General features: G+C 47.1%; 35 protein-coding genes and 7 tRNA genes. 18 read left to right on the forward strand and 24 right to left on the reverse strand.

Going from position 1 to position 24,182, the window contains the following annotated elements:
* Positions 1-16: 16 nt before the first annotated feature.
* The 24 genes from DW085_RS01880 to DW085_RS01990 form a co-directional block, all read right to left on the reverse strand.
* Positions 17-199 (reverse strand): DUF5659 domain-containing protein, encoded by a 183-nt coding sequence (locus DW085_RS01880; protein ID WP_118490962.1) that lies wholly within the window; start codon positions 197-199, stop codon positions 17-19.
* A 66-nt stretch (positions 200-265) separates the two neighbouring features.
* Positions 266-336, reverse strand: a tRNA-Gln gene (locus DW085_RS01885).
* A 371-nt stretch (positions 337-707) separates the two neighbouring features.
* Complete coding sequence (locus DW085_RS01895) at positions 708-1,103, reverse strand: hypothetical protein (protein WP_118490966.1); 396 nt, start codon at positions 1,101-1,103, stop codon at positions 708-710.
* A complete protein-coding gene (locus DW085_RS01900; protein ID WP_118490968.1) occupies positions 1,096-1,680 on the reverse strand; it encodes a hypothetical protein in 585 nt (194 codons plus the stop codon). The genes DW085_RS01895 and DW085_RS01900 overlap by 8 nt, the downstream gene beginning before the upstream one ends.
* 2 nt (positions 1,681-1,682) lie before the next feature.
* Positions 1,683-1,961: an HU family DNA-binding protein gene (locus tag DW085_RS01905; protein WP_118490970.1), complete on the reverse strand. Its 279-nt coding sequence runs from the start codon at positions 1,959-1,961 to the stop codon at positions 1,683-1,685.
* A 15-nt stretch (positions 1,962-1,976) separates the two neighbouring features.
* Positions 1,977-2,135, reverse strand: coding sequence for a hypothetical protein (locus tag DW085_RS18970; protein ID WP_182430729.1), 159 nt, complete (start codon positions 2,133-2,135; stop codon positions 1,977-1,979).
* Positions 2,128-3,330, reverse strand: coding sequence for a metallophosphoesterase family protein (locus DW085_RS01910; protein WP_118490972.1), 1,203 nt, complete (start codon positions 3,328-3,330; stop codon positions 2,128-2,130). Before DW085_RS01910 ends, DW085_RS18970 begins: the two co-directional genes overlap by 8 nt.
* A gap of 7 nt (positions 3,331-3,337) precedes the next feature.
* Positions 3,338-3,559: a hypothetical protein gene (locus DW085_RS01915; RefSeq protein WP_118490974.1), complete on the reverse strand. Its 222-nt coding sequence runs from the start codon at positions 3,557-3,559 to the stop codon at positions 3,338-3,340.
* A 19-nt stretch (positions 3,560-3,578) separates the two neighbouring features.
* Positions 3,579-4,160 carry an ATP-dependent Clp protease proteolytic subunit gene (locus tag DW085_RS01920; protein WP_118490976.1) on the reverse strand — a complete coding sequence of 194 codons (582 nt, stop codon included), beginning with the start codon at positions 4,158-4,160 and terminating at the stop codon, positions 3,579-3,581.
* A 77-nt stretch (positions 4,161-4,237) separates the two neighbouring features.
* On the reverse strand, positions 4,238-4,825 hold the full coding sequence (locus tag DW085_RS01925) for a PhoH family protein (RefSeq protein ID WP_182430730.1): 588 nt from the start codon (positions 4,823-4,825) through the stop codon (positions 4,238-4,240).
* Positions 4,792-5,232: a hypothetical protein gene (locus DW085_RS01930; protein WP_118490980.1), complete on the reverse strand. Its 441-nt coding sequence runs from the start codon at positions 5,230-5,232 to the stop codon at positions 4,792-4,794. The genes DW085_RS01925 and DW085_RS01930 overlap by 34 nt, the downstream gene beginning before the upstream one ends.
* Before the next feature lie 670 nt (positions 5,233-5,902).
* Positions 5,903-5,988: transfer RNA gene (locus DW085_RS18975), tRNA-Ser, on the reverse strand.
* 29 nt (positions 5,989-6,017) lie between these two features.
* Positions 6,018-6,089, reverse strand: a tRNA-Ile gene (locus tag DW085_RS01940).
* 262 nt (positions 6,090-6,351) lie between these two features.
* Positions 6,352-6,434, reverse strand: a tRNA-Ser gene (locus DW085_RS18980).
* A gap of 441 nt (positions 6,435-6,875) precedes the next feature.
* Positions 6,876-6,959 (reverse strand) — tRNA-Tyr (locus tag DW085_RS01945).
* A gap of 24 nt (positions 6,960-6,983) precedes the next feature.
* Positions 6,984-7,065, reverse strand: a tRNA-Leu gene (locus DW085_RS01950).
* A 5-nt stretch (positions 7,066-7,070) separates the two neighbouring features.
* A tRNA-Met gene (locus DW085_RS01955) sits at positions 7,071-7,144 on the reverse strand.
* A gap of 513 nt (positions 7,145-7,657) precedes the next feature.
* Complete coding sequence (locus DW085_RS01960) at positions 7,658-10,279, reverse strand: hypothetical protein (protein ID WP_118490984.1); 2,622 nt, start codon at positions 10,277-10,279, stop codon at positions 7,658-7,660.
* Entirely contained in the window at positions 10,272-11,132 is an 861-nt protein-coding gene (locus tag DW085_RS01965; protein ID WP_118490986.1) for a Bro-N domain-containing protein, read from the reverse strand. Before DW085_RS01965 ends, DW085_RS01960 begins: the two co-directional genes overlap by 8 nt.
* 86 nt (positions 11,133-11,218) lie before the next feature.
* The gene (locus DW085_RS18880) at positions 11,219-11,428 is read right to left on the reverse strand and encodes a hypothetical protein (RefSeq protein WP_147353916.1); all 210 of its coding nucleotides are present in this window, start codon (positions 11,426-11,428) and stop codon (positions 11,219-11,221) included.
* Positions 11,429-12,220: 792 nt separating this feature from the next.
* Positions 12,221-12,439 carry a hypothetical protein gene (locus tag DW085_RS01975; protein ID WP_118490990.1) on the reverse strand — a complete coding sequence of 73 codons (219 nt, stop codon included), beginning with the start codon at positions 12,437-12,439 and terminating at the stop codon, positions 12,221-12,223.
* 967 nt (positions 12,440-13,406) lie between these two features.
* Complete coding sequence (locus tag DW085_RS18985) at positions 13,407-13,559, reverse strand: hypothetical protein (protein WP_182430731.1); 153 nt, start codon at positions 13,557-13,559, stop codon at positions 13,407-13,409.
* A 337-nt stretch (positions 13,560-13,896) separates the two neighbouring features.
* Positions 13,897-14,121: a hypothetical protein gene (locus tag DW085_RS01985; RefSeq protein ID WP_243033888.1), complete on the reverse strand. Its 225-nt coding sequence runs from the start codon at positions 14,119-14,121 to the stop codon at positions 13,897-13,899.
* 235 nt (positions 14,122-14,356) lie between these two features.
* On the reverse strand, positions 14,357-14,560 hold the full coding sequence (locus DW085_RS01990; RefSeq protein WP_118490995.1) for a helix-turn-helix transcriptional regulator: 204 nt from the start codon (positions 14,558-14,560) through the stop codon (positions 14,357-14,359).
* Positions 14,561-14,691: 131 nt separating this feature from the next.
* Between DW085_RS01990 and DW085_RS01995 the strand changes: the two genes are divergently transcribed.
* The 18 genes from DW085_RS01995 (at position 14,692) to DW085_RS02080 (ending at position 24,120) form a co-directional block, all read left to right on the forward strand.
* Positions 14,692-15,624, forward strand: a complete 933-nt coding sequence (locus tag DW085_RS01995; RefSeq protein ID WP_118490997.1) for a hypothetical protein — start codon at positions 14,692-14,694, stop codon at positions 15,622-15,624.
* 772 nt (positions 15,625-16,396) lie between these two features.
* Complete coding sequence (locus DW085_RS18885) at positions 16,397-16,678, forward strand: hypothetical protein (protein ID WP_147353917.1); 282 nt, start codon at positions 16,397-16,399, stop codon at positions 16,676-16,678.
* Positions 16,679-16,760: 82 nt separating this feature from the next.
* Complete coding sequence (locus tag DW085_RS02005) at positions 16,761-17,132, forward strand: hypothetical protein (RefSeq protein WP_118491001.1); 372 nt, start codon at positions 16,761-16,763, stop codon at positions 17,130-17,132.
* A 10-nt stretch (positions 17,133-17,142) separates the two neighbouring features.
* Complete coding sequence (locus tag DW085_RS02010; protein ID WP_118491003.1) at positions 17,143-17,550, forward strand: hypothetical protein; 408 nt, start codon at positions 17,143-17,145, stop codon at positions 17,548-17,550.
* Positions 17,551-17,652: 102 nt separating this feature from the next.
* Positions 17,653-17,985, forward strand: a complete 333-nt coding sequence (locus DW085_RS02015; RefSeq protein WP_118491005.1) for a hypothetical protein — start codon at positions 17,653-17,655, stop codon at positions 17,983-17,985.
* Complete coding sequence (locus DW085_RS02020; RefSeq protein WP_118491007.1) at positions 17,982-18,407, forward strand: hypothetical protein; 426 nt, start codon at positions 17,982-17,984, stop codon at positions 18,405-18,407. Before DW085_RS02015 ends, DW085_RS02020 begins: the two co-directional genes overlap by 4 nt.
* Positions 18,404-18,742 (forward strand): hypothetical protein, encoded by a 339-nt coding sequence (locus DW085_RS02025; RefSeq protein WP_118491009.1) that lies wholly within the window; start codon positions 18,404-18,406, stop codon positions 18,740-18,742. The genes DW085_RS02020 and DW085_RS02025 overlap by 4 nt, the downstream gene beginning before the upstream one ends.
* The gene (locus DW085_RS18990) at positions 18,739-18,903 is read left to right on the forward strand and encodes a hypothetical protein (protein ID WP_182430732.1); all 165 of its coding nucleotides are present in this window, start codon (positions 18,739-18,741) and stop codon (positions 18,901-18,903) included. Before DW085_RS02025 ends, DW085_RS18990 begins: the two co-directional genes overlap by 4 nt.
* A gap of 222 nt (positions 18,904-19,125) precedes the next feature.
* Positions 19,126-19,344: a hypothetical protein gene (locus DW085_RS02035; RefSeq protein WP_118491013.1), complete on the forward strand. Its 219-nt coding sequence runs from the start codon at positions 19,126-19,128 to the stop codon at positions 19,342-19,344.
* A gap of 32 nt (positions 19,345-19,376) precedes the next feature.
* Positions 19,377-19,937, forward strand: coding sequence for a hypothetical protein (locus tag DW085_RS02040; RefSeq protein WP_118491015.1), 561 nt, complete (start codon positions 19,377-19,379; stop codon positions 19,935-19,937).
* A 76-nt stretch (positions 19,938-20,013) separates the two neighbouring features.
* Positions 20,014-20,385: a hypothetical protein gene (locus tag DW085_RS02045; RefSeq protein ID WP_118491017.1), complete on the forward strand. Its 372-nt coding sequence runs from the start codon at positions 20,014-20,016 to the stop codon at positions 20,383-20,385.
* A gap of 22 nt (positions 20,386-20,407) precedes the next feature.
* On the forward strand, positions 20,408-21,304 hold the full coding sequence (locus tag DW085_RS02050; protein ID WP_118491019.1) for a hypothetical protein: 897 nt from the start codon (positions 20,408-20,410) through the stop codon (positions 21,302-21,304).
* 13 nt (positions 21,305-21,317) lie between these two features.
* Positions 21,318-21,563 carry a type II toxin-antitoxin system HicA family toxin gene (locus DW085_RS02055; protein WP_118491021.1) on the forward strand — a complete coding sequence of 82 codons (246 nt, stop codon included), beginning with the start codon at positions 21,318-21,320 and terminating at the stop codon, positions 21,561-21,563.
* 204 nt (positions 21,564-21,767) lie between these two features.
* A complete protein-coding gene (locus tag DW085_RS02060) occupies positions 21,768-21,950 on the forward strand; it encodes a hypothetical protein (RefSeq protein WP_118491022.1) in 183 nt (60 codons plus the stop codon).
* Positions 21,951-22,006: 56 nt separating this feature from the next.
* Complete coding sequence (locus tag DW085_RS02065; protein WP_118491024.1) at positions 22,007-22,765, forward strand: hypothetical protein; 759 nt, start codon at positions 22,007-22,009, stop codon at positions 22,763-22,765.
* Between the two features lie 60 nt (positions 22,766-22,825).
* On the forward strand, positions 22,826-23,074 hold the full coding sequence (locus tag DW085_RS02070; RefSeq protein WP_118491026.1) for a hypothetical protein: 249 nt from the start codon (positions 22,826-22,828) through the stop codon (positions 23,072-23,074).
* Positions 23,075-23,131: 57 nt separating this feature from the next.
* The gene (locus DW085_RS02075; RefSeq protein WP_118491028.1) at positions 23,132-23,527 is read left to right on the forward strand and encodes a hypothetical protein; all 396 of its coding nucleotides are present in this window, start codon (positions 23,132-23,134) and stop codon (positions 23,525-23,527) included.
* Between the two features lie 2 nt (positions 23,528-23,529).
* On the forward strand, positions 23,530-24,120 hold the full coding sequence (locus DW085_RS02080) for a hypothetical protein (protein ID WP_118491030.1): 591 nt from the start codon (positions 23,530-23,532) through the stop codon (positions 24,118-24,120).
* The last annotated feature ends 62 nt before the right edge of the window (positions 24,121-24,182 follow it).

Consider the following 24,182-nt stretch of genomic DNA (forward strand, 5'->3'; position numbering starts at 1 on the left):
CCACCGTATTTGACCTTTACGCTCTGAGAGTTCTATACTCTTCAAGCGCCATCCGCAAATCCGGCGTATTATTGAAAAAGAAAACATTTTTTCCGGCATTATTATTGTTGGGACGCATACCAATCAACACGAAAGAATGCATCATAAGATAACCGGCTAATTTCTGACTGAAAATAGTAATTGTTTTAGGATCGTTCATTTATCTTCTCCTTTGTTTCATTCATTTGAACATTTCTTAATTTCGCTCGTTAGATAATAAGCGTAACACCCAGCGCCGGATTCGAACCGACAATCAACGGATCAAAACCGCTTGTCTTACCGTTTGACTAGCCGGGTACTTCGGCAGCAATAAACTACCAGCTTTTATTTGTGCGCCGCCCTCGAAGAGAGCGGTCACACAATGCCCTGTAGGCGATGTCTTTTATTCGTCGCAGAGAGATGGATGATCTATATCCTCCTGCGAGTCGGAAGCCTACTCGGACTCCCCATGTTTTATCACGTTATTCGTCACAGAGAAGTTTACTCACCCTGCCTGCCCGATTTCGTTTTTCTCTTTCCATAGCCGCCTGCCGCTTCAACCTTTTACAGCCTCCGCATCCATTGCGATTTCGGCAATCCCAACAACCGTCTACATCGAACCAATACCAGTGTGGAGGCGACGGGCGAGGCTTTCTTACAGCTTTTCCCATCGACCCCACCGTGAAAAATTATTTATCGGACTTCCCATATTTCAAATCATACAGCTCTGCCTCGATCAGACTCGTCAGCCAGTCCTCAAAATCTCGGTTAGCCTCCCGCAGCAAATCATATCCATCAGAAGTGATAGCCGCGATAATCTTGGTCTTAGCGATTTCAAGAATTTCAGCTTGTTTTTCCGGCGTCCAGTCTGCGGTTCCCTTGATCGAATTCACTACGGTCTGATACATTTCCTTGACAACCTTCGCGACGGCGGCGTAGAGCATATCTGTATACTTTTCAATCTTCCGAGCCTTCGCCCAGTCATGAAGCTCTTTGCCCGCCCAGCCGAAGATCGGAACCAGAACAACCGTCCAGATGGTCTGAATGAGCTGCATCCAGTCGAGGGATTTCAGCAAATCACTCATTTTCAAGCTCCTTGTTAAGATTAATTTCGAAATATTCTGCTATCTCAAACACCTTGTCCTGATCGACATTCATATAAGAGAAGTACATTATCCCGCCATCGACATTCTTTTTCATCAAGAAGCCGACAACCTTGCCGTTAGCCGTGTAAACGGTTACGTCGCTGCCAAGCTCCTTACCTTTTTCGGTCTCGCCGTTGAAGCCGATCACCTCGATCATATTGGCTTTTGAATTAGCCTTCTCGAAGCCCGCCGCGAAATCCTTATATACATACGCCACATCTGGACCACAATAGAGGTAATCACCGGACTGTGCGCGGGCATTTTCGACAGAAACACAATTGTCATACAAAGTAATCAGTGCGATCTCAAGCGGTTTACTCGTGTACTCATCTCTGAATGAAATGCCATCCATATCATAGGCTCCGTCAGAAATCATGGCGAGAACCACCTGCCGAGCAATATCGACAGGCAGTACCGCAACGACAGAAGCCTCATCATCGAGCGCCGAATAGAACTGGTAGGCTTTTGAAAACTCACCAACAAATTCATCGACGTTCTTATAAGACTCTTTAATCATAATTACTCGCCTTTCACTGTGTTTTTGAAGCTGGAAGAAATCTTGAATTTAGCGCCTTTAATCTCGCCTTTCTTAACCGTCTCACCGGTCTTCGGATTGCGATAGGTTCCTGCCGGGCGAACGGTCTGCTTGAACACACCGAATTTTGCGATGGTTACATCCTCGCCTCTGGCTACAGCCTCTTTGATGGCATCAAACGCAGTGGAAATAATCTCGTCTACGCTCTTCTTTGTGTTGCCTGTTACCTGTGCTACTACGTTAGAAAGTTCTACTCTGTTCATTGTGTGAAATCTCCTTTAATCCTTATTTGTTTTATCTTTTGCGACAAAAACCCCGATCTCAATCAGGTATCGCGTTTCAGCATTTAATACTTTTTCAATGGTTTTCTTCTGGCAGCCGGTTTCCTTCCGGATGAAATCCACCAGCGCATCAAATTCAGACGCAGCATTACTCATGACCATCACCTCCGAGAGCGATGTTATAACAGCACTCCACGCCTTCATCGCCGCAAACCAATACGGTCTGAGATGGTTTGCTAATGAGTCGATGCGCCATTGTGAAATCGTCGCCGCTTCCGGGCAATGATCCAGACTGGAACACCTGAACCCCATCAATTTCGTGCATTTCCGGCGTATGGTTGTGTCCAAGCAGAATGTAATCCGGCTTTGTTTTGCACGCCGCACTTAAACGGTTGATTCCGTCGCGACTAATCGTATCCATATCTCCGTGAATGAAGCAGTAGGTTTTTCTGCCGATCTGGAATTTTCCAAGAGTTGAATCCAGCCGCGCCGCCTTCCGCTCGTCATGAAAATTCGGCAAATGCGCCAACATCTGACACGCCGACCATCCAACCAGATCGTCCAGACGCTCGTCCTTGATAGCGTCTTTTTTATTTGGAGTGATTCGCGAATGGTTGCCGAAGACGTCATAGAAATAAACCTCTTCAAATGTTTTATATAATTCATTGCAGAACCACGCGATCAACCGGGAAGCAATTTTGACCTGCTCGATCACATTCTCCTGATTAGCAGCGACGATTGCCGAGTGGATATTGCCAGAAATCTGATCCCCGACGGAAACAACCCGCACCACACGAGCACCGTGTCGTTTGCCAATTTCCTTAACCCTACTCGAATATTCGAGCAGCCGGATTGCCGCAATATCAACGTCGTACTCTCCAAAAACAGAAGAGAAGCATTGCCCGATATGTAAATCCGCTAGAAGACAGACTATTTCTTTTGAACCATCATTCTGAGTGACTTTAACTTCCGGAAAATTGATTCTGCCCGCATCCCGCAGTCCAGCCTCAATTCGTTCCATCGTTTCGTCAATCCTCGCCGCAGCATAGTTCTGTGCGTTCCATGCGCGACGTTCATCCTGGTATTTGATTTTTTCGCGAGCCAACTCCCGCAGTTTATTTTGAATCTCCATCGCATAATCAGATTCGGCAGCCTTGACCGATGCAAACATCCGATCGAATGCCTGCCGCTGTTTACGAAACTTTGATTCGGTGTATTCCGTGCCGAGAAGCCTGTTGAGAATATCTGCTACATCCTGCCACGACCCGATTTTTTCTTTTTCGCCGGTGATGCGGTAGATCAGTTCCTCGTCGGACTCCCCTTCAAATCGTTTGTATTCGATAGAAACCACCCACTTCCTACTCGGCGTCTTCTGGAATGAAATCCAGAGGCTCGTCAAGGTCGCGCTCGCTCTTTACCTTAATTGAAAAGTCGATTTCGGCACCATTGAAGTCGGAGAGCAGCGTTTTGATGGAGCGTTCACCGTCATCGGTATGAATTACCATAGCGTCGGCGTCCAGGATTCCTGCGACCTTCATAGTGGTGGTTTTTGTTTCTTTGTATGAAAAGCACTGAGCCATTTCCTACTATTCCTCCTGCTTACAGAATTGAGTCGAGATCAGCGATGACCTCGTCAGCCAGACCATAGTCCACGGCTTCCTGAGCAGTGAAATACCAGTCTTTTGCCTGATTTCGTTTGAATACTTTCTGTTCGATTTTCGAGTTCGCCAGAATGTAATCGCCCATTTCGGCGATTTGTTTCCGATACAGTTTTTGCGCCGCCTCTGTCTGTTCAAAAGTTCCGCCGATTCCCGTTGTTCCGCCCGAATGAATCATTGTTTTGGCGTATGGGAATACGAAACGTCGATGACCCGACATGAAGATCAGCGCCGCGCCGGAATATGCCTGTGCCACATTTACTGTATAAATCGGCGTTTTTGAGAGCTTGATCGTGGAGCAAATGGACATTGTTTCATCAAGCATTCCGCCCGGACTGTCGATGATAAGTACGATAGGCTGACGGTTTTCCGTCGGAAGCCCCATATCCTTGTCTTCCAGATTCCAACTGAAAATCATTTTCTGCAGTTCCAAAACGCTTTCATCAATTTCCGCGTCAAGGTACACAATCCGATTTTCCGCAAGCCGGTAAAAGTTTACCAGTCCCGGATCTGGAAGTTGCATATTTTCAAGCTGCGGTGGAATAGCAATTTCTAATCCTGTAATAGTGATTCCTTCTTTCCTTTTAAATTCCGTCGCGATTACATCTCCTCAGCGATGAGTGCAATCTTGCTCCGGTAAATATTTTTCAGCTCGATTTCTCCGTAGATGTCGTTTCCTCTAAAGACTTCCGACATCCGTCGCATACCGTTGTTTCTCCCGGCATACTGCAGCAAATCGACCTGAGTATTGTAATCGCCTTCAACAATGCAGATGGAATCGTTTCCGATTCGCTGCAATGCAAGTTTCATGAGCGATATATCCATGTTTTGAGCTTCAGTAATATAAATCCCAGCCTTCATATTGGAGGTGTCGAACCCACGGATATCAGACATTGGCAGCAACGTGATTTTTTCCTGCATGACTAATCGTTCAAGTCCGAATGAATCCCCAAGCTTTGCGGAGAGCATATTTCCTATAGAAGAATCGAGCAATTTTTCATCCCTGTTGCCCGGCAGGTATCCGATCTTTGCTGAATTTATCGTCGCGACGGTATTACAGAACACAATAATCCGCTCAATTTCTCCGCGTTCCAGCAGAGACATCAGATAGCCCAGAGCCAGTAATGATTTTCCGGTTCCAGCCGGTCCCTTAATCATCGTGATCTGGTTGTTGGATAAACTGTCCATGACCATTCGCTGATAAACGTCGCCTGATATGGCTTGATTGTGCCTAAGTGATTCGACTTCACCTTCGGGATTCGCAAACTCTGATGAGAACCGTTACGCCAAACCAGAATATCTGCTACTTTGCCGCTTTCATTCCGCACAATTAGATACTCATTTTCCAGAAGAGAAGAATTGTTCTCGTCCGGATGCTCGTACAGATATGCCATTTCCTCATCAGAAAAGACAATGTCGCGATAACCTGAATAATCATCTGAAACCGTCTCTACACTTGATACTGGCAATCCGAAAACATTTTTTGCAATCATCTTGCACGCCAGATCGTTAGTGACAAATTCCAGATCTGGATGGGAAGTGGATTTAATATAAGCCGCACTTACACAAATCAGATTATCCGGTGTGTCTGGCATCTTGCGTTCAGCAGGGCATTGTATGTGGCAGTAGTGATGTCTGCCATCGCGTATATATCCGGATGTTCGTCCAGGATATGCAGAATACGTCGCGCGCGGAATTTCACATCGTCATCCTTATTCCGGGAAACCTTGATGTCTTCAAGTTCTCTCAGAGTTACTGCTGAGATGAGAAAAGGTTCTTCTAACACCCGCTCCTGTAAATCCAGAAGGGCGTTCGTATCGTAAAATTTGATAGTATCCCCGCCTTTCTACTCGACCGTCAACAGGAGATTGGATTCACGGAAGCGTTTCAGCAATTCTGTGTTTCGACGAGACTCCGTTGCATAATAGGTTCTGCGATGACGCGCGACTGTATGAGAAATTCCGCTTTCCCCAAATCTGACGCCATGCTCGCGAAGATACTGCATTTCTGCCTTGGTAATTTTTTCGATTGGTAACACCTACTTTTTGTTTATATTTAGTTAGCCATAGATAACCAGTGCTTAAATTAAAATTTAGTGCGCCGGACTCCAACCGGACGTAGTGCCAACCCGTATGATTTCTGTAGCTTTCTGCCATCACTAAATAAATCGTCGCATCCGGTATGACCCGGAAATGTGAGCAGCCACCTCACTGCGACGCCTCCACAGAGGAGTTAGAAAGGAAAAATATGAAGAATGAAGATGAGCGGCGCGACCACGATTCGAACGTGGACATCGGTTTGCCCGATGGAGAGATTAGCAATCTCCTGAGATACCGTTACTCCATCACGCCGTTTTGGAGGTAAGTAATATGAAACAAGATAGACCCACGGAGAATTGAACTCCGGCACACGGTTTATAAGACCGCCGCTCTAACCGTCTGAGCTATGGGTCAACCTTTCGAGGTGGACTCGAACCACCATCTAACGAGATCTGCGTGCGCTCTAACCAGTTAAGCTATCGAAAGTGAGGGCGTTGTTCTCAGCTCGTCGCCATTCCATGATGAGAAACACCCAGAAAAAATCAGGGTAATGCCACGCCACTACCAACCGGAGGGCAGTTTCTTAATACTGCCAATCACTTCTTCGACACACACGAATCTCCGAAGATTCCCAGTACAACAGTCTTCGTGCAGACGTCGCAACAGGAACATAAGCGCTCGGTGTAGGACTCGAACCCACAAGGCAGTTACGCCCAACGGATTTCAAATCCGCGCCCTCATCCAGCCGGATACCGAGCATATTCGATTCCCGCAACAGAATACGTCGCAGATAGAATGGGGGGGGGATGATTCTGCGATTTCACCTTCTGCCGAACCCAGCACAAGAAAGCAGAGAGAGGGAAGAACTTTCTGGTGCCGGGACACTGGCGGGAGGATTCTGTATTGAGAAAATTTCAGTATTGTTTCTTCGACGACAGTGCCATGCCAATTCATATCGCGACGGGATTTGTCTCGATGGCACTGGCGCCGAAAGGAGTATGAATGAACGAAGTGAATGAATACTCCTCAAGATCTAGAAGTAAGAATAAACTAGAAGATCTGAAGAAAGTGGGGGTATAGATCTATAATTAGAAAGATATATACTAAATTAGAAGATCTAGATCTATATAGTGATCCACTACTTAGATCGATCTATATAGCTGAAATTTCAAAATATTCTGATAATTTGAGGGTGACAGTGGGGAGAGAAAGACTCGAACTTCCAGAACCCGAAGGCAACAGCTTTACAGGCTGCCCCGCTACCAGTTACGGTATACCTCCCCAAAAGTAATTTAAAGTGACTATAGGGTGTTCGCTAGGAATCGAACCTAGACCATCAGCAAGATCATCCTTTTAATGCTGATGTGCTACCAGTTACACCACGAACACCATAATAGCGGGAGAAGGATTTGAACCTCCGACCTCCGGGGCATGAACCCGACGAGCTTCCAAACTGCTCTATCCCGCATGAATCACCCGGCAGAAGACCCGAAGACCTCCCGCCGAGAAAGATTTTTTGTTTGCCTTTGAGCCATCACAGCTAAAATTCCAACTGCAACTTCCTGGTTTCTTACGAGCAAAGGCTTACTCTCCCCAGGCGTAACTTAGGTTGCTCAACTCCCCAAGAAACCGCGGCGCCATATTTGTCAACCGCATCGGCAATCCAGCGGCGATAGATAGTCGTGGAAGAGTCCCCGCAATTAGCTTTTTGCAGGAGTCCCGGTTTTATCCGCGTGCCTACTGTGCATACCGTCGCATGGAAAACTCGGCACACCTTGACCGCTCACGTTCTCTATCATTAGTATGACGAGACCCGTTCTGGGAAAGCCTTGTAAAATAAGGCTTTTTGGGGTGTCAAAAAATTTTGCCCCTCTGAAAAATGCCATTTTCGGGGTCATTTTTGAACAAAAATTCCGAGCTAAAATTGTGCAAAATTCACAAAATAACGATATTTCATATGGGTTTCCGGGGATTTTCCGGGTCAGGCTGCCGGGAGGTTCGCCGAGAAGCATTTCAGGAGCGACTTCGGGTTCACGTCGTACAGCACTTTCAGGAGCAGCGACCGGTTCTTGTTCAATGTGGTTTCCAGCGACCCGATTTGTGCCGCCACCTTCGGGGTGATCAGGAACGCGCGGTCGATCAGCCACGAGAAAAGACCGATGTAGTTTGAAGAGATGTACTGCGACTTGATTGCCGCGATCAGGTCCTCAAAATCGTTTCGGAGGAGTAGATGAGCCTCGTGGTCATGCCCGTTGACGTTGCACTCGTAGAGTCGGAGAGAGAATTTCTCAATCAAGGCTTCTACCTTTTTGCAGGTTGCATATGATTTTTCAGGGGCGACTTTCTGGAAAAACTCACTCGTCGCGATGAGAGAGGAGTCCGGCTTGAATTCCGGGATCCGCACGTTGTAGAGGGAGTTCATCGGACAGTGAAGCTCGAAATTTACCCGGTTCATGTCGAAGTCTTTCTTGATGAGTCGCCAGAAAATCGGGTATTTATTGGTTGTGATGTCCATATCTCGCTTGATGCGCTGGATTTCGGCGCCGACATCAATATCGAAGCGGCGTTTTGCGTTGTCGATTGCGATTTGAGCCAATACTGAGAGGATACATACATAATCCTTATATTTCTCGTCGTCGAATGTACAATCGTATGTCTGCGCGATCTGGGCGAGGTTACTGGATTCTCCAATATCCCGCTGTGCTCCGGCGAGGGTGTTGTCCATGCGGGCAAATTCCGCCGGGGTGTTGTCATAGATATTCTTATCTTTCGGTATATTATTAACGATTGTGGGGTATTCCAGATAACAGCGTCGGGCGTGCTCTACAACATCGGGCTGATTTGTACAGTAGCCACTATCGGAATCCTGATCCGAACCGTTATTACGGTCTTGAAAATCTGTCCCAATCATGTTCACTGCGACGATTTCATTGCTAAAATCAAAATATTTCTCCAAGCGCTCGTCGTACACGTTATGGAGATAGGTCAAATTGTTCTTCGAGTTGAAGGGGCTTCGGAAGAACGCCAGGAAATCTCCGGGAGAAAACCTCTTTGTGTAGCACTGGATTGTCCCTGGCTCCACCGAAAAAGTGTCATCATCATCTACTGCGACCTCTTTTCCCGTCGCGCCGTAAAGCAACATGGCATATGGCGATCCCACAATGACCAGATTGTCCGCGTTCTGCACAATTTTTCCGCTCTTGACCTTCCGAATATAGGCATGAATTATCTGGTTTTTTCTGTCCCGGAAATACTCGCTGCGTACAAATGCCGGATTATGCTCACACAGCGCGATCAACACCTCAAAATCATTGGAAAAATTGGCGTTTTTGCGGAGAAAATCGAGGAAGAAGGCTTCGTCCTGTTTGAGACGGCAGATATACTCCACGCTTCTCCTTGCAACGGTTTCCATGATGTCCTCACTCAGCGAATTAACCATCTGATAACTCATTTTTTGGACGTCGCCGAGCTTGCTGGCGTGCGCGGTTTTGACGACACCGAACATATTTTTGCTCTGCTTCACCCAGCCGCACCAATCCTTGTACGACACATCAAATTTCAGCCATTTCATCGCATTATCAGTTGTGATAACCTCGATATCCTTGACCTTGTGGCGCTTCCCAAACATATCCTTGACCGTCGCGGTTTCGTACCGGTCGCCGAAGTAATCCCGGAAAAAGTCCTGGATCCGAGCTTTGAATGCCGCCATCTTGCAAAAATGCTGCCGCAACAGCACATATCCGTTCGCCCAGTCTGGGCAAATCCCTACGTCGATGAGCGCCTGCCCGTCGAATAGGGTATTTTTTACCCTGTAGTTTTCTATATACTTTGCGATGCAATGCCGCGCTTCATCAGTTTCAATGCTGACCACATTTGTCTCAAAAAAGCGATCTACATCGTTTAAAATCAGAATATTTTTGGGGTTAATCTTGATGCGACCAACGATGGCGCTAGAAATGAGGGGAGAGTAGGCGCTGATTTCTACGATAGGGGCGTGCTCATCCGGCAACTGGATTTCCATTCGTAGAAAATTGATTGCCTTATCGTACAGACGGTCGCAGATGAACATACACGAACCTTTTTTTGCCTTGCCGGTACTGCGATACAGCATCTTGTAGTGGACGACTTCACGCTTTTTGATGGTTCCGTCGCTGCGGGCGTTCACGTATTCCACGTCAACTCCATTAGCGTAGTAGAGCGACCGGATTTCGTCCTTACTTTTTTTCACAAAGCTGTCCCGTTTGGCGCTGGCATCAGAGATTAGCTGCTCGATTTTTTTGCGCTTGTACCTAGCTTTTTCAAGTGGGACCTCATTACCGAGAGATTTTGCCAGTCGGTATTCTTGACGGGCTTTTCGTGCTAATTTCAGTAAATGCTTTGCTTCTTCGTCGTATGAACGGCTGCCATAATTGAATTCCAGACAGATAATATCCCGCGACGAGCCGCCTTTCGTGATTTTCAGACCGTTTGCCAGCAGGTAATCACTAAAAAGGCTGTTGACGAACATCGCCTCCTTGTAGTCGTATCGCTCGCGGACACCGTTATTGTGTTCGAAAACGGTACTGGCTTCGATGTTCAAGATCTTAATGCCAAATTCACTCAATGGCAGCACCTCCTTTAAGCAGGTTTTCGGCACTGTACTTCTTGATGATATCGGCAGTTTTCAGATTAGCCTCTTTGCAGAGCCGGACGATAACCTGTAACGCCTTCGGAACCTCATCTTCGTGCAGGAGACTGGTAACTTTCGGACGAGAGCTTCTGCCGGATGCCGTCATATAGTTGCACATCCTGTCGTCAAGGTCGATTTTCGCCGTGCAGATGAGCATTCCCTTATAAGAACGCCAAGCAGACGCGTAGTTTCTGTTGAAATTCTGGGCGTAACGACCAACCATTTTCACGATGACGGTGCGATCTACTGCAGGTTTTTCGTCGCAGGAAGAGGATTTTAATGCTTTGACTTCCAGCTTCGGGGCGGATGCCGCGGCTTTCAGTTTTTCGGACATTTCCAGCGCCAGTTTTTCCGAATTTTCTAGGGACTCCATCATTTTCGTAACGGCGGCGCGCTCATCGGTGGTTAGATGTGGGTAAAACTGCTCAAAAAAGGCTTCTGGCGAGAGTACAACCTTGCCACCCTTCCTCAGCGACGGAAGAACATCTCGATAAATCCAGCGCTTGAAATCCTTGACGCGGAGCGACCGGCTGCCGAAAATCATACTGTAAAGACCAGCTTCGTTGACGATAGTGATGCCGCGGTTTGGGACCTTAAAGGGTAAATCGGGCGATGGTTTGAGAACAAATCGATCTTCCGGATCGACGTGACGCAGGATTGCCGCACGAGTGTTGTTGAATTGAAGTGCTTCTGCGACGTCTTTTCCGACAAACCATGCCGAATCATCATCAGTGACAACCCGGACATCGCCGAAAATCGGGTAATTAAATTTTTTCAGTTCATTCATACATTTTCTCCTTGATATATTGGAAATTCGTTGATTTTCTGGGAAGTAAGAAGTGACCGCGAGAATCCCCGGTCGAAGAGGTGTGTTTAATCGGTTTTCCAGCCGCCGCCGCTTGTGAGAGGTGAATGCAGCGAATCATCAAACCGGACGCTGCCGCGAATCCTGGAAGCAATGTCCACCAGGAATGTAGGGACGCCGGTAGAAAAATCGCTGTCGTATAGTCTGCCAGAGTAGGTTCGGTGCAGTTCATCGCGAGAAAATCGCGGTGTTTTTGTTCGATATGGTTCTGAGTTCATGGGTTTCATATCCTTTCTGTGTTTATTCGAGGCAGAGCCTCAATCTATACTTCTCTTTTAGGGATTTTGATTTTGGCGAAAATGTCGCGGGTCGCATTTATATAAGTAGAAAATCATTATTTTGGCGGTTTACAGAAAAAAGGAGAGAGAAAGAAGAGAAAGAAAGAGAACCAGAAAGAAAGAGAAGAAAGAGAGATCAAAAAAGGGATCTTCCGGCTCGTGAAAATCATTGTGAAATCTGGATTTTTGGGGAATGAGATTTTTTGAAAAATTTGGGGTGAGAGTGGAAGAGCGGGGAGGAGGAATTGAAGCGTCGGATGAGGTGACAGGATATGGGGAAGATGGGATTTCGGGAGGTGCTTCGCCTTATACATTGGATCTAGATCTATATAATATACAATATCTAGATCTTAATATATTATATATTATTAGATATAGATATATAACTACTTTACTGGAGATCATCTAAGTATAGATCTGGAGTATATATAAATATTATTCGTTACACTCATAATATTATATATATACTCTTCAGCCGGTAATGCCGCGAAGGATTTTCGTCGCAGGAAGAATCTCTAAGCATTACCGTCTGAATCTGGTTCCCGGCGAAATCTGGTGGTCTGGATGCTGTTAAACGGGAATCCCGAAATTCGGCAAAGTGGCGGTCGCTACTCCTCTGGGGATACCAGCCAGTTTTCCGGCTCCGAAAAGATGATGTTGTCAAGAAAATTGATTTGCTCCTGGCTGGCGGTTCCACAGTACCAGTTTACCAGAGCGCATATGAATAATTGCTCAACATTGCTGTACATGATCGAGCCTTTCTGTCAGCGTTTCGCGGTATACTTCCAGCATAATTTCGGTGACGCGGGTACTCATTTTTCGGGTGATGTTCTTTTCGCAGCGTTTGATGTACCCCCGGAGTTCGGCATCGGTGGCGGAATTGGCTACGGCGCGGGTAAATTCGCGGACAACCTCTTCATTTTTGCGGCGCTGTTCTTCTGATATTCTCATTTGTGCCTCCTTTCAAGTCTGATTGCCGGTAGCCCGACGTGTAATACTTCTCTTTTGGGGTAGATGCTTTTCGTGATTTTGCGGAGAAGTGGAGGGGAGGGAGAATTTCGCGGGAAGGAGAGATGGGAAAAATTCTATCTGCGACGTATTATTTTGCGGGTAGGATGAAAATGTGCTGATGTGGGGATAGAAAAAGAACGCCGAAACCGTTATGGAATCGACGTTTTTGGGCTGTTTTTCGGGGAGTATGATTCGAGGGAGGATATACGTTTTTCAGAGAATAAAAATTGGCTTCGAAAATCCTTATCGCCAAATCGCGATGACTTCTGTGTATTCTTCAAATTTACTGGCGCGATTTTTTTGTTTTTTCAAAATGGTTGGTCTGGCGGGAGAGGGGAGGGGTATGTAAAATGGGAGGATTTCTGATAGAGGTGTGATGGGGGAGGGGGTTTTGGGAAGGGTGTGGAGGTGAAGTAGCTATATGGTTTTTTGGAATTGTCAGATAACTTGTAGTTTTTGCTATCCCCCCTATCCGGACGGCGATCGCGTTATTTTGCTGCTTGCCGCGGCGGTAAAATGGGAGAATACCACCAGATCCGGCAAGGCGATCCGGGGATGCAGCCAGGAGAACGGCGGGAATAGATCTGATCCGGGTGATAGAGTGGGGACAGGCTGGATCTGATGCTTTAAAACCGTATAGAATAGTAGGTTATAGGGGAATTGTAGAGGGATGGAGGGCAGAATATCTTTGTGTTTCTGGAGTGATAGTAAACAAATGTTTACTATTTTTTTGGTTCCTCCACTTATCCACACCCAAAAAACATATACAAATCTTACACTTTGCATAGTTATCCACATACTTTTCCACACATCACTCATCACAAATGATTTGTGTCGAACCACAAAACATTATCATATAAAACAACGATATACCGCTATTACCGCATCATTAACACTCATCACGCCGCTAATAGGTCGCATCAATACATCTGCCCGAAGTCAGCACACTAGCCGCGACCGCATCGATCCACCAGGACACACGCCCGCCGATCTCCATCCTCTCATCAGCTCCCGCCGCCGTCACTCTGTCGCTGTTAGCTCCCTGGACTACGTCTCTCATCAGCTCCCCGGACTACTCCATCAACTACACCCCGCCGCCGTTGGTGGGGGATTGATAACACCATATGTTATATATCTATTATCACACCAGATCGCCAGAATCGGATCAAATCCTTCCACTTTTGCCGCGCCTATGGATCTGCATAGGACAAGAGGCAGCATTGAGATCACCGGGGATGCAGCTACACCTGCCGCCGCGCTCAAATTTCCCTTTAAATAGAAGAAATAGGATCGTTTTTCAGTTTTTAAAAGTGCCGCGATCCCTTTAATAGCAAGGCTTTACACCGATTTTATATAGTGATTTTCAACTGCGTTTCTTCTATATAATCAAAAAAAGATCATTCTATATTGTCAGATAATTCCGGGTATGGAATGCCTTTTGCGTCTAAATCAGCTTTAATTATAGATTTTATATAGTCTCCATAGCTTATATCATTCATTTCTGTATACTTTTTTATTCTTTCATACTCAATATTCTCACTAGGATAAAACTTCAATGATATTTGTTTGATTTTCTTTCTATATTTTGCTTGCGCTGCTTTCATTGACTGATTATATGTCAAGTTATCACTCCATTCTAAACAATATAGCGCACCGCTATAAGCGTGCATTTATACAATAGCGTACTGCTATAAGCTATAATTAATTTTACAATAGCGTACCGCTATGATAGTATTTAAGTACCGCAAGGGGAGATCCCCAAGTGGTAGCCCGCGGGGGCGTCGATCCCGCTTGTCAAAACGATTGTAACTATTAACAACTCTACTAAAAATTTGAGCCGTGTTTTAATGTCGGGCGTTAGTCCGGGACGTACTCCAAAAGATCGCCCGGCTGACAGCTGAGCAACCTGCAGATCGTGTCAATGGTATCGATCGAAACTGGTTCGCCGCGTTTAATTCGTGTCAGCGATCCTTGCGAAATCAGTTTGCCGTCCTTTATTTTTTGACGATAATACCCGGCAGCGTTGAGCGCGTCGATAATATCAAATTTATATTTTATCAAAAAAACACCTCATTTTTTAAAAAAGTATTGACAAGGACACAAATCGGTGCTAATTTATAAAGCACAGAGGACGCAAAAGAGTCCTGATACTTGTCTTGTATTTATTATACCAAAAATAGGAGGATCAATCAATGAAGAAGAATGAAAAAAACACCAGCGCGACCATCGACCAGACAACCGCAACCGCACCAGCGGCAACCAAGAAACCAGCGGCAGAGAAGAAACCGGCACCGGCGATCAAGACGGGGGACGGCAAGATCGCCGTTGTAGTAGTTGAGCGCGACAGCTTAACCTATTACAAAGACGTTAAAGCGCCGACTATGGTCCTTAAATCCGATGATTTCGGGGCGCTTCTTAACGCCGTGTTGATCGCGCGTTATGCCGATGAAACTTCCGTCAAGCTGACGAAATCGCGGAAAACCCTTGCAGACGCGGAAAAAGCGTTGAAAGAGTATGCCGGATCTGATGACGGCGAAATCGCCGCTTTAAAAGCCAAGATCGCTGCGGCTCAAGTCAATGTTAAAAAATTTGCCGCTCTGGATACTGAGATCGCAACCGCCCGCCCGGAAATAGAGGCGGAAGCTGCCAAGGTCGGGAGTGACGTCGCGACGGCTTACAATCCGATCGTAACATTGTTTAGCCTGTTTTACTCAACCGCCGCCGGGATCGACGATGGCAAGATCAAAATGTACGTTGTTAGAGGTATGCACGATCTTTATGCGGCTTGCACACACTACGCGGATCAGTACGAAAACGACGCGGCGATCGAATGGGACGCCACCCGAAAAGAGTCTTTTGCATCCATCCGGGAAAAGCTGACGGCGATCGGATCACGGCTCAACGGCGCGGCTGACGCATATCGTAAAGGTTATAACTTTACGGCGGCATCAAAAGACGTTAACCGACTGATCGCGTATGTTACCCGATATGACAAGTTTGCACGCAAAACTGGCAAGATCGCGGACTCACGGAACAAGCTGGCGGCGTTCCAGGCGGTTGTTTTGGCTATATGTTTCCGCCAGAAAGCTGTTGATGGCTCCAGCCGGTATGAAGTGGAGTGTTAATTTAATAGTTCGATCCGTTCCGGTAGGCGCCGCCCGTATGGGGGCGCGGGAACGTCGCGGCGGTTGTCCGTATGGAGATCGCGCGGTGATCGCGTCGTCTGGGCGACGTTAAACAGGCTTCAAGCCCAGAGCGTCCGCGTCAGTAATGGCGCGGGGTAGCATCGTTTCCGGTTCGCCGGATACCTGCTAGTTCCGGGATCTTTCCCGGTTCCGTACCATTCAATATAAACCAAGTTCGATCCGTTCCAGTAGGCGCCGCCCGTATGGGGGCGCGGGAACGTCGCGGCGGTTGCCCGTATGGGGATCGCCGGGAATTAGTGACAGCTTGAGCCGCCCGTATGGGGGATATATCGTGATAGATAAAATCCTAGCATGGCGCGACTTTTTTATATTTTCATGGCGGTTCCGTTAATGCGGGATCGCCTTTTTTGGATCGCCGTCCTGGTGGCGGCGGGGTTGATACGGCGGCGGGTCGCGGCGCGATCTGTTTTTGCGCGGCGGCTGACAGCCGGGAAAAGAGGCAGAAATGAGAGACAAAAAAGGGATCAAAAAATACACCCATGAAATAACGGTTCACTTATTCAACCGGGACGCAAAAATTCATGGGCGCGTTGTACGGGCGGGATCTATCCTTTTACAGGATCGCTATTATAATTCATTTTCAAGCGGTTGCGATCTGTATATATGCGATAGTTTGCCGCGATTTTACAAGGGAAATAATCCGCGGTTACGCGTGTCAGTTTGGACGGATGGAGGCTTTTGGGAGTCCGATTTGATCCAGAATGGCATATCGCGGATCATCTGGCGTAAGTTCGTTGAATGCGGACGGCGCAAGACAAAAGTAGATCCGTTATCATTGACGGACGATCAAGCGCGGGATCTGATGAAACATGAACGGCGCAAGAAAAACGGCGGCGGCGGTTCACGGATTAGCACGTCAGAGATCAATGGGTCGCTGGCGTTCCGGCAGGTGACAGAGCTTGCATATTGGGAAAATCTGTATAATGCAAGATCGGGCAACGCTTCGGTAGTCGCGGCAAATATCCGGCGGTAGAAGCGAAAACAGAATATAGAATCACGCTAGGGATCTGTCTATTTCCGGGCAGGTCTTTTTTGTGTGTAGAAAAGAGGGTTTTATGAGAGACGAACGGAAAACGTGTGCGGGTTGCGTATATTTTGACGTATGCGGCGACAGCGACAGAACAGAATCGTGTGCAGGGCGCAAGACAAAACGGAAGTATATTGTAAAGCGCTTTCTTGCGACGGCTGCAGTTGTGCGGATGTGCCGGGCGGAACGGTTCTATACCTGCGGCACGACTGAGGACTATGATAAAATGCTGGCGCTGGTGGATGCATATGGAAACACTGGTAAACTGGCAGACGCGCAGATCGGGGATATCGCGGAAGATATATATAACCATTCCGATCAAACAGAAACGGAACTTACAGACGTGTACAACGCTTTATTAAAGGCAGAGCAGCGGCTTGTATTAATTCGTGAAGAATAGGGGGATCACTATGTATTTTGATAAAACAGTCCCGGATCTTCGGGTAGATGGAAAGTGTGTAAGGGAAATGTCGGCGGCGGAGTTCTTCCGGAAAACCTGGGAGGCGGTCAAGCTGGTGCCGGAAGGGAAGGCGGCGATCGATACGTTTGATTATGTGAACGTGACGGATCTCGCGTATCTGTTGCCGGGTTGCGATAACATCCGGTTCACAACGGAAATTGAGCCGGGCGGCAGCGAGGGTGTGTATCTGGATATAGGCGTGTGCTATACGCTTGACGGCGAAAGCGAAACCAAATTATACCTTGCGACGATCAAAACGCTGGACGATGGCGCGGGCGGTTTCATGAATATGGGAATCGCGGCGGGCTTGTGGTTGTACTATGCAAACGCAGCATACAACTATTCGTTCGACTGGTAAAGGGAAATGAGATGCATGAAAATCTGCTTGACAGAATCTTGGGTGCTTTTTTAGTACGTGAAAGGCAAAGCGAAATATTGTATATGCACAGGAGGCAGGAAAATGAGAAAAGTATTAGGTGGTTTAGGACTTGCGGCAATGATCATCGCGACAGGAATCGGTATGGTTAAGGTATCAGCCGGAAATGATGGATATTACAAAGAGCTGCCAAAGCCAAAGGCAAACGGAGAAGTATATGTATGGGTGTCGTTGAGAGTCGAGGACGCGGTCTATGGCGGCAATGGTGTATTCCAGACGGCAGACGGAAACGAATGGATTTACTACGCGTCGGAAGGAGATTATGAAATTGGTCGCAGCTATGACCTGGTCTTCGGGGACAACGGAACGCCGGACTATCTGTATGACGATACTATTGAAGGAGTGAGCGAGAAATGAAGATGAAGTATAAAGGTTCGCGGAAAGGGACGCGGTTTGCCGAGATTGTGCGGGCGGACGGCGTAAGGGAAATTGCGAGAATGGAAGAGCTGATCCGGCAGATGGCGGGGCAGGAAGAAAGAAAATTTACAATCAGCGACGGAAAAATGCTGGTGGAAGTGAAAGACGTCGCAGACTATGAAGCGTTCAAGGTAAATTATTTGCAGATGAAACGTGCGGCGATCGTTGCAACGCGGGAACGGCTTGACCCCAAACGGAAAACGCGGGACTACTGGGCGATCATGCAGTGTTTGGGCGGTCAGTGGGAAGAGGTTTGCGCGGAAGATACGTTGACCGAAGCGCGGCGAAGAGAAAAGGAGTATCGACTGAATCATCGCGACGTGCCTGTAATGATCAAACGTAGAAGGGAGCGGATAGCATGATATTAACGAGAGAAGAAGCGATCCGGATTCACCGCGATATGTGGCGGTATCTGAAAGAACGCGGAGCCGGAAAGGGGACCATTGAACGAGGAGAATTAAAACACGACTATTGTCTGACTCATGGTTATGATTTCAAATACAACTGTGTTTTATGTGAATACGCCGATTCATACGGTGGATGTCGTGCTTGTCCGGCGATTTGGGGCAGCGAAGACGAAAAACAGGGTTTTTTCTGTGAAGGTTGTGAGAAGGGTGTGGAAGAGGGGTATATTGATTGGCGCTATTCAGACCTTGACGATATTATCAATATTAGAATGAAGGGAGAGCAATTATGATCGCAGTGTGTACAGAAGGAGATTTAAGTTTAATTAGCGTGAACCGGCGGCTGGTGTACATCGCGCACAGCGCGGAGGAGAAAGGGAAAGCGATCCGGGCAATTTACAGAATGATGAAAGGAGGCAAGTGGCATGGCGATCTCACGGAGGAGGACTTGTGATTTAAAGACCTGCGAGGGTCTAATTGAAGCGTATTGTAAAATTCCCGGCGGCGAGTATCACACATTGCAGGAGGGAGTTCTTGGGCTGGGCTTATGTGTTTGCAGTGCGCCAGGGCGGAAAGTCGCGGTAATAAGGGAAATTCCGTTGAATGAATGGACGTCAACGCATACAGTCCGGTTCTACGAAAAGATGCCGGAAAAATATAGAAGGGAGATTGAGAAATGCGGTTAGATACGAGAGATAAAGCCGAGGTCGGCGCGATGGTAGCGCGGCAGATGCGGCGGGCGAACGCCGAGGGATTGGAAGGTAAACAGACTGAGCGGGTGATCGGTATGCTTCAGATGTTAATGACGATGGGGATCTCATTTTCGATTGGGTATGATAAAAACACCGGTCGTTATTGCAGGTTTGCGATCGAAAAATATACGTACACCATTTAATACTATATAAATAAGAAGAAAGAGGTATCATTATGTTTGATGAAATGAAGATGGAAATGGTAAAAGAAATGGCAAAGATGATGGCAAAAGAGAATTTTTTAAAGGGTATTCGCGTTGGAGTTCAGAAGAAAGGTAGACGCCCAGAGGTTGATACGTGGGAAACGGAATTTGACGGCATTGAAGGATTCATTTATTCTGTGCAGCCACAGACAAAGGGAATTATCAAGCCTGGATTAGCCGAGATCCTGGGAATGACGCGGGATGAGCTGTGGGAGCGGGCAAAGGCAAATACAGAAAAAGAGGCAAAAGGCGCGATGATGGGTGGCAAAGATGGCTTGATTATGATTAAGCACGATGGAGAATACGGCGCCGGAATTGTTTTATGTAAAGATGTTATTCGAACGGTCGCGGAGGATGCTGGTTGGAAACGGGTTGTGATGTTCCCATCTTCCGAAAGAGAGGTTATGCTTGCTGATTACGATGCGGATGGTAGAAATATTGACGAGCTTGGCAATGTAGTTAAAATGGTAAATGAGTTTTTCGTGGACAAAGATAGAGTGCTGGGCGACCGGGCATATCTGATTGAATTTTAGTGAATTAAATAGGCAAACAGAGAAGAAGAGACCAAAGGGAAACCGGAGGTCTCTTTTTTTAGAAGGAGGAATTTTGATGAAGAGGTTAATCGTCGCGACATTGATGGCAACAATGATTCCGGCAGCCCCGGCGCTGACTGGCACGTATGCAAAAACGGCTGTGGTAAGCGAAATCGACCAGGCGGCAGATGTAGTTCATGTGGAGACGCCGAGCGGAATTAAGTATGAATTTTCCGGGTGCGAAGATTATGAGCTGGGAGATTTTGTGTCGCTGCTCATGGACGATAAGGGAACAGTAGATATCCGGGACGACGAAGTGTTGGCGGCTACATATGCCGGATGCTCTATGATGGATATGATTGATATGAGAAATGTATTATGTATCGAGGATAGCGGCGAAGGTGTGTTAATCACGACAACGGACGGTGGCTATTACTGGGAACGATAAAGGGAAACGGAAGGAGAATATTATGAACACGGTTAATATTGCAAACGTAGGAGAACTTAAAGGATTGCTGGCGGCTTCACGGAGCATGGGGATGACGGTTGTTATTCTGAAAATTCCGGTGCGGTTATTTGCGATTGACCCGCGATATCAGACCTCGAACAGAACGGAAAGGGATTTGAATTATCTGATCCGGAACTGGGACGAACGGAAATTACTTCCACTGATCGGCGTGCCGCATGACGAGGAAGGGCTGATGTACATTGTGGACGGTTTCGGTCGCTACAAGGCAAGTCAATACATCGACCCAGAACGGTATGAGTCGCTGGATGTGATGGTAATTTTAAATGCGCCGAAGGATCCGGCTGAACGCCTGCGCTTTGAGGCTGAACAGTACGCTTACCAGAACAGAGACGTCGCGAAGATGCGCCCGATTCAGAAGCACGGGGCAATGGAAATCTTGGATGATCCGGCGGTCAAAGCTCTGGACGAAATGAAAGAGAAATATGGATTCAAGTTTGCGACGACAACCGGGCAGCGCGGCGAGGCAGTGCTTGGATCTTACGCAAAGACGCTGGATATTATCCGGATGAGAGGACGCGGCTGTATTAACTGGATCTTTGAGGTATGTCGGGAAGCAGGCTTTGGGCGAAAGGCAAACGGGTATTCGTCATATGTTATGGTGGCGCTGCGGGATATGTGGACACTGTATGAGGACGATCGGGATGAAATCCGGCGCTTTCTGGGGCAGGAGTTACGTAAGATGGAACCAATAACGTTAAAGGCAAACGCGGTTTCAACTTATCCACTTTTAAGCGTGAACCTGGCGACGTCGCAGTATGTAGAAGATATGGTAACTGCGAGTCTGGCGGTTAATCATGTGAGAAAGGTATATGGAAATAGAGTTGTGAGTATCGCGTAGAGAGGAGGATTTGATGAGGGCGACGCAGTGGACGACGCGTGAGTTCCGGCAGATGTTAGAGCAAAATGGTTATTGCCTGATTCGCGAAAAGGGAAGTCATTTCTTGTATAAGAATGCGGCGGGGAATACGATTGTAGTCAACAAGGGAATTAACCGGATGGTCGCGAGGCGGCTGGTTAAAAAATATGACTTGAGAGTAATGGATGAGAGCATGGTGCCGAAGCAGCAAACAGGCGACGGAAAAGCTGGAAAGCCTTAAACGGGCTGCCAGCATTCTCATAGATACGCTTTCAGTCCGACGATGACTACAGCGGTGGAACGATCCATAAGGGAGACACCATCACGCTGCAGAAACGCAGCGCCGGTTCCCGTACTATCTGGAGCGCCGGACATTACCGCTAGCCAGTGAAACTGATACCGACCGATTTTACGGTTGTTAATCATTAAAAAAGGAGAAAATAACATGGATAGAATTTATGTCAGAGAAGCAGAAACAGAACTGTTAGAGGAGATCAATGATCGTCTGGACGAAGCCGGAATTGAGTACGACTTCGATAGTAATAACCGCTACATGGTCGATGAGTTCGATACAGACGAAGCATTGGAGATCATGGAGGATATCGGCGCAGACGCGGAACTGGTGTGATCTTTACCGCGATATATCTGCAGGAGCAGCGCAGGAATTCGTTGTAGGAGGATAGTATGACAGAACAAGAAAGATATAATGTTTGGAGAGAAGTTGACAAGGAGTTTCTTCGGAATACGGCGGCTGATATGGTTGAGGATTATTTTGACGGAATGTGTCGCGAAGATATTTTGGGAGAACTTGGATATAAGACCTGGGATGGAATGCTGGTAAATTTAGCAATAAGATTCGAACATATGCAGGATGCGAACGTCGCAGAAAACGATACTTGGATTTCGATAATTGAGCAGAGAAAGAAGGAGACATTGAAGTTGGCAAAGGCAAAGCCGGAAGAGAAGATAAAACGAGAGATGCGTTGTGCCCTTTGGATTTGTCATGCATATAATGAATACATTCATAAGCACGGGAAAATTCCAGGAGCCACAGAAGACGACGTTACGAATATGCTCATCGAAGCGGTGCGGGAGTTTGAATCGGAGGGGAACTTGAATCAGTTACCGATTACAGACTTTGCTATTAAGAAATTTGATGCCGAAATGCGGAGACGCAATCCGATAAAAGAAGGGGTGATAGTAAGGGTTGCCGGAGAAGGCAAACCGTTCGCAGATCTTGACTGGGTTCTTGATAATGTAACTGATCGGGAACAGTTGAAGAGATGGATTGGCGCAGTAATCGGCAAACCGGAGAGCTATTATATACTTTACACGGTACAGGAAATCGTCGGAGACAAAGCTTTGTGTAAACCGGCAAATGATGACGCGATTGTTTTCGAACTTAAAGATTTGCGGGCAACAAACGCAAAGGGAGATGAATGATGGGTGCGTTCTGTTTCATTTGCTGTGTGATCGCAGCAATTATGGATTTGAGGAGGTAGTATGTTTTACGATTTCTACTATTATGACGCGCCGCCGGATGGTGATGTGTGGAACACGGACAACGGGACTTTGCTGGCGCGAAACATCTGGATCGAAACTTCGGCGGGTGTAAGGGAAATCTTGCGGGTGTTGCATGGATATGGTATAGACATCGCGATAGATGATGTGCGGCTTTCGGTAGACACGTCGCGGATAGAAATTTGCGAAAAGAAAAGCGGGCAGCCATTGGGCGTGCTTGTGATGATTTAGGAATCGGGTTTGAACCGGTTCCTTTTTTAAAATAGAAGTATATATCAGGAGGGATTTATGAAAACGGTGATGATTAAAACGAATAGTGATAAGTTTCCGGTGTTACAGGCGATCACGCCCAAAATTCAAGAAGCACTGGAAAAGATAGAGGAAGAGCATTGCCCGGAAGCATGGCGGCGGATTTCAAATTGTGCAACAGATGTAATGAATCGGGTTTTCAAGGAGTGTCCGGATAAAGGTTTGACCGAGTGCCGGGCAGGGAACGGAGATTTGTTTGTTGATATACTGTTTTTCTCACTGACTGTTCCAGAGTCATTGATGTGTGGAGACGATGTGGTGGCGCGGCTTTATTCGAAACTCTCTGAGCAAATGGATTTTGAAGAGTACCAGGAGGATTTTGAGTTCCGGGCGTTGGAAGCACTGGAATATGTAGGAAAATTAGTGGAGGTGTGATTATGATTCAGAAAGATGAGGGTGGAAGCTACGAGTTTGTAAGCGAAAATGGTTATCACTACGAGCTGGTGGAGGGATTCGCTATTCGCGATGATGATTTGCGGATCCCGGACAAGGTGTTTATTAAGGAGCCGCGGGAGGTAACGGTGCTGGGAGAGGTTATTGATAGTCTGTATGATGTTGAACTTATTCGCGATGGAAGCATGAATGCAGTCCTGCAGGAGATTGCTGCTCGATATGAAGAAATACATGAACTCAAACGGCGGCGGCATTTTGAAGTGATCGAGGACAATTCAGGTGGATTGCAGTTGTTTGTTTACGGCGACGATGGCGATGTTGTATACGCTGCCAGCGATTTTGAATATGTGCCGGGAAACTTGGCGGAAGCGATGAAAGCGCTGTGGAATGGAGCCGATCCTATTGCAGACGGCTGGGACATTCAGTATAAAGACCCGCAGGAATTTAGAAATGGATTCACAGAACAGTCGCAGCGAAATGGAGGCTGGGAACTCGTCGCAGATGAAAATGGCGTCTATGAATTGATGAGCGGCGCGGCGTTCAAAAGGGAACTGGAAATTTTGAAAAGAAAATAAGGAAATGAAGTTGCCGCTGGGTGTCAATGCTCGGCGGTGAGTTTGCTTGAGAGGAGAGTGAA

The sequence above is a fragment of the Clostridium sp. AF50-3 genome, from assembly GCF_003477445.1.
Taxonomy (GTDB): domain Bacteria; phylum Bacillota; class Clostridia; order Lachnospirales; family Lachnospiraceae; genus Otoolea; species Otoolea fessa.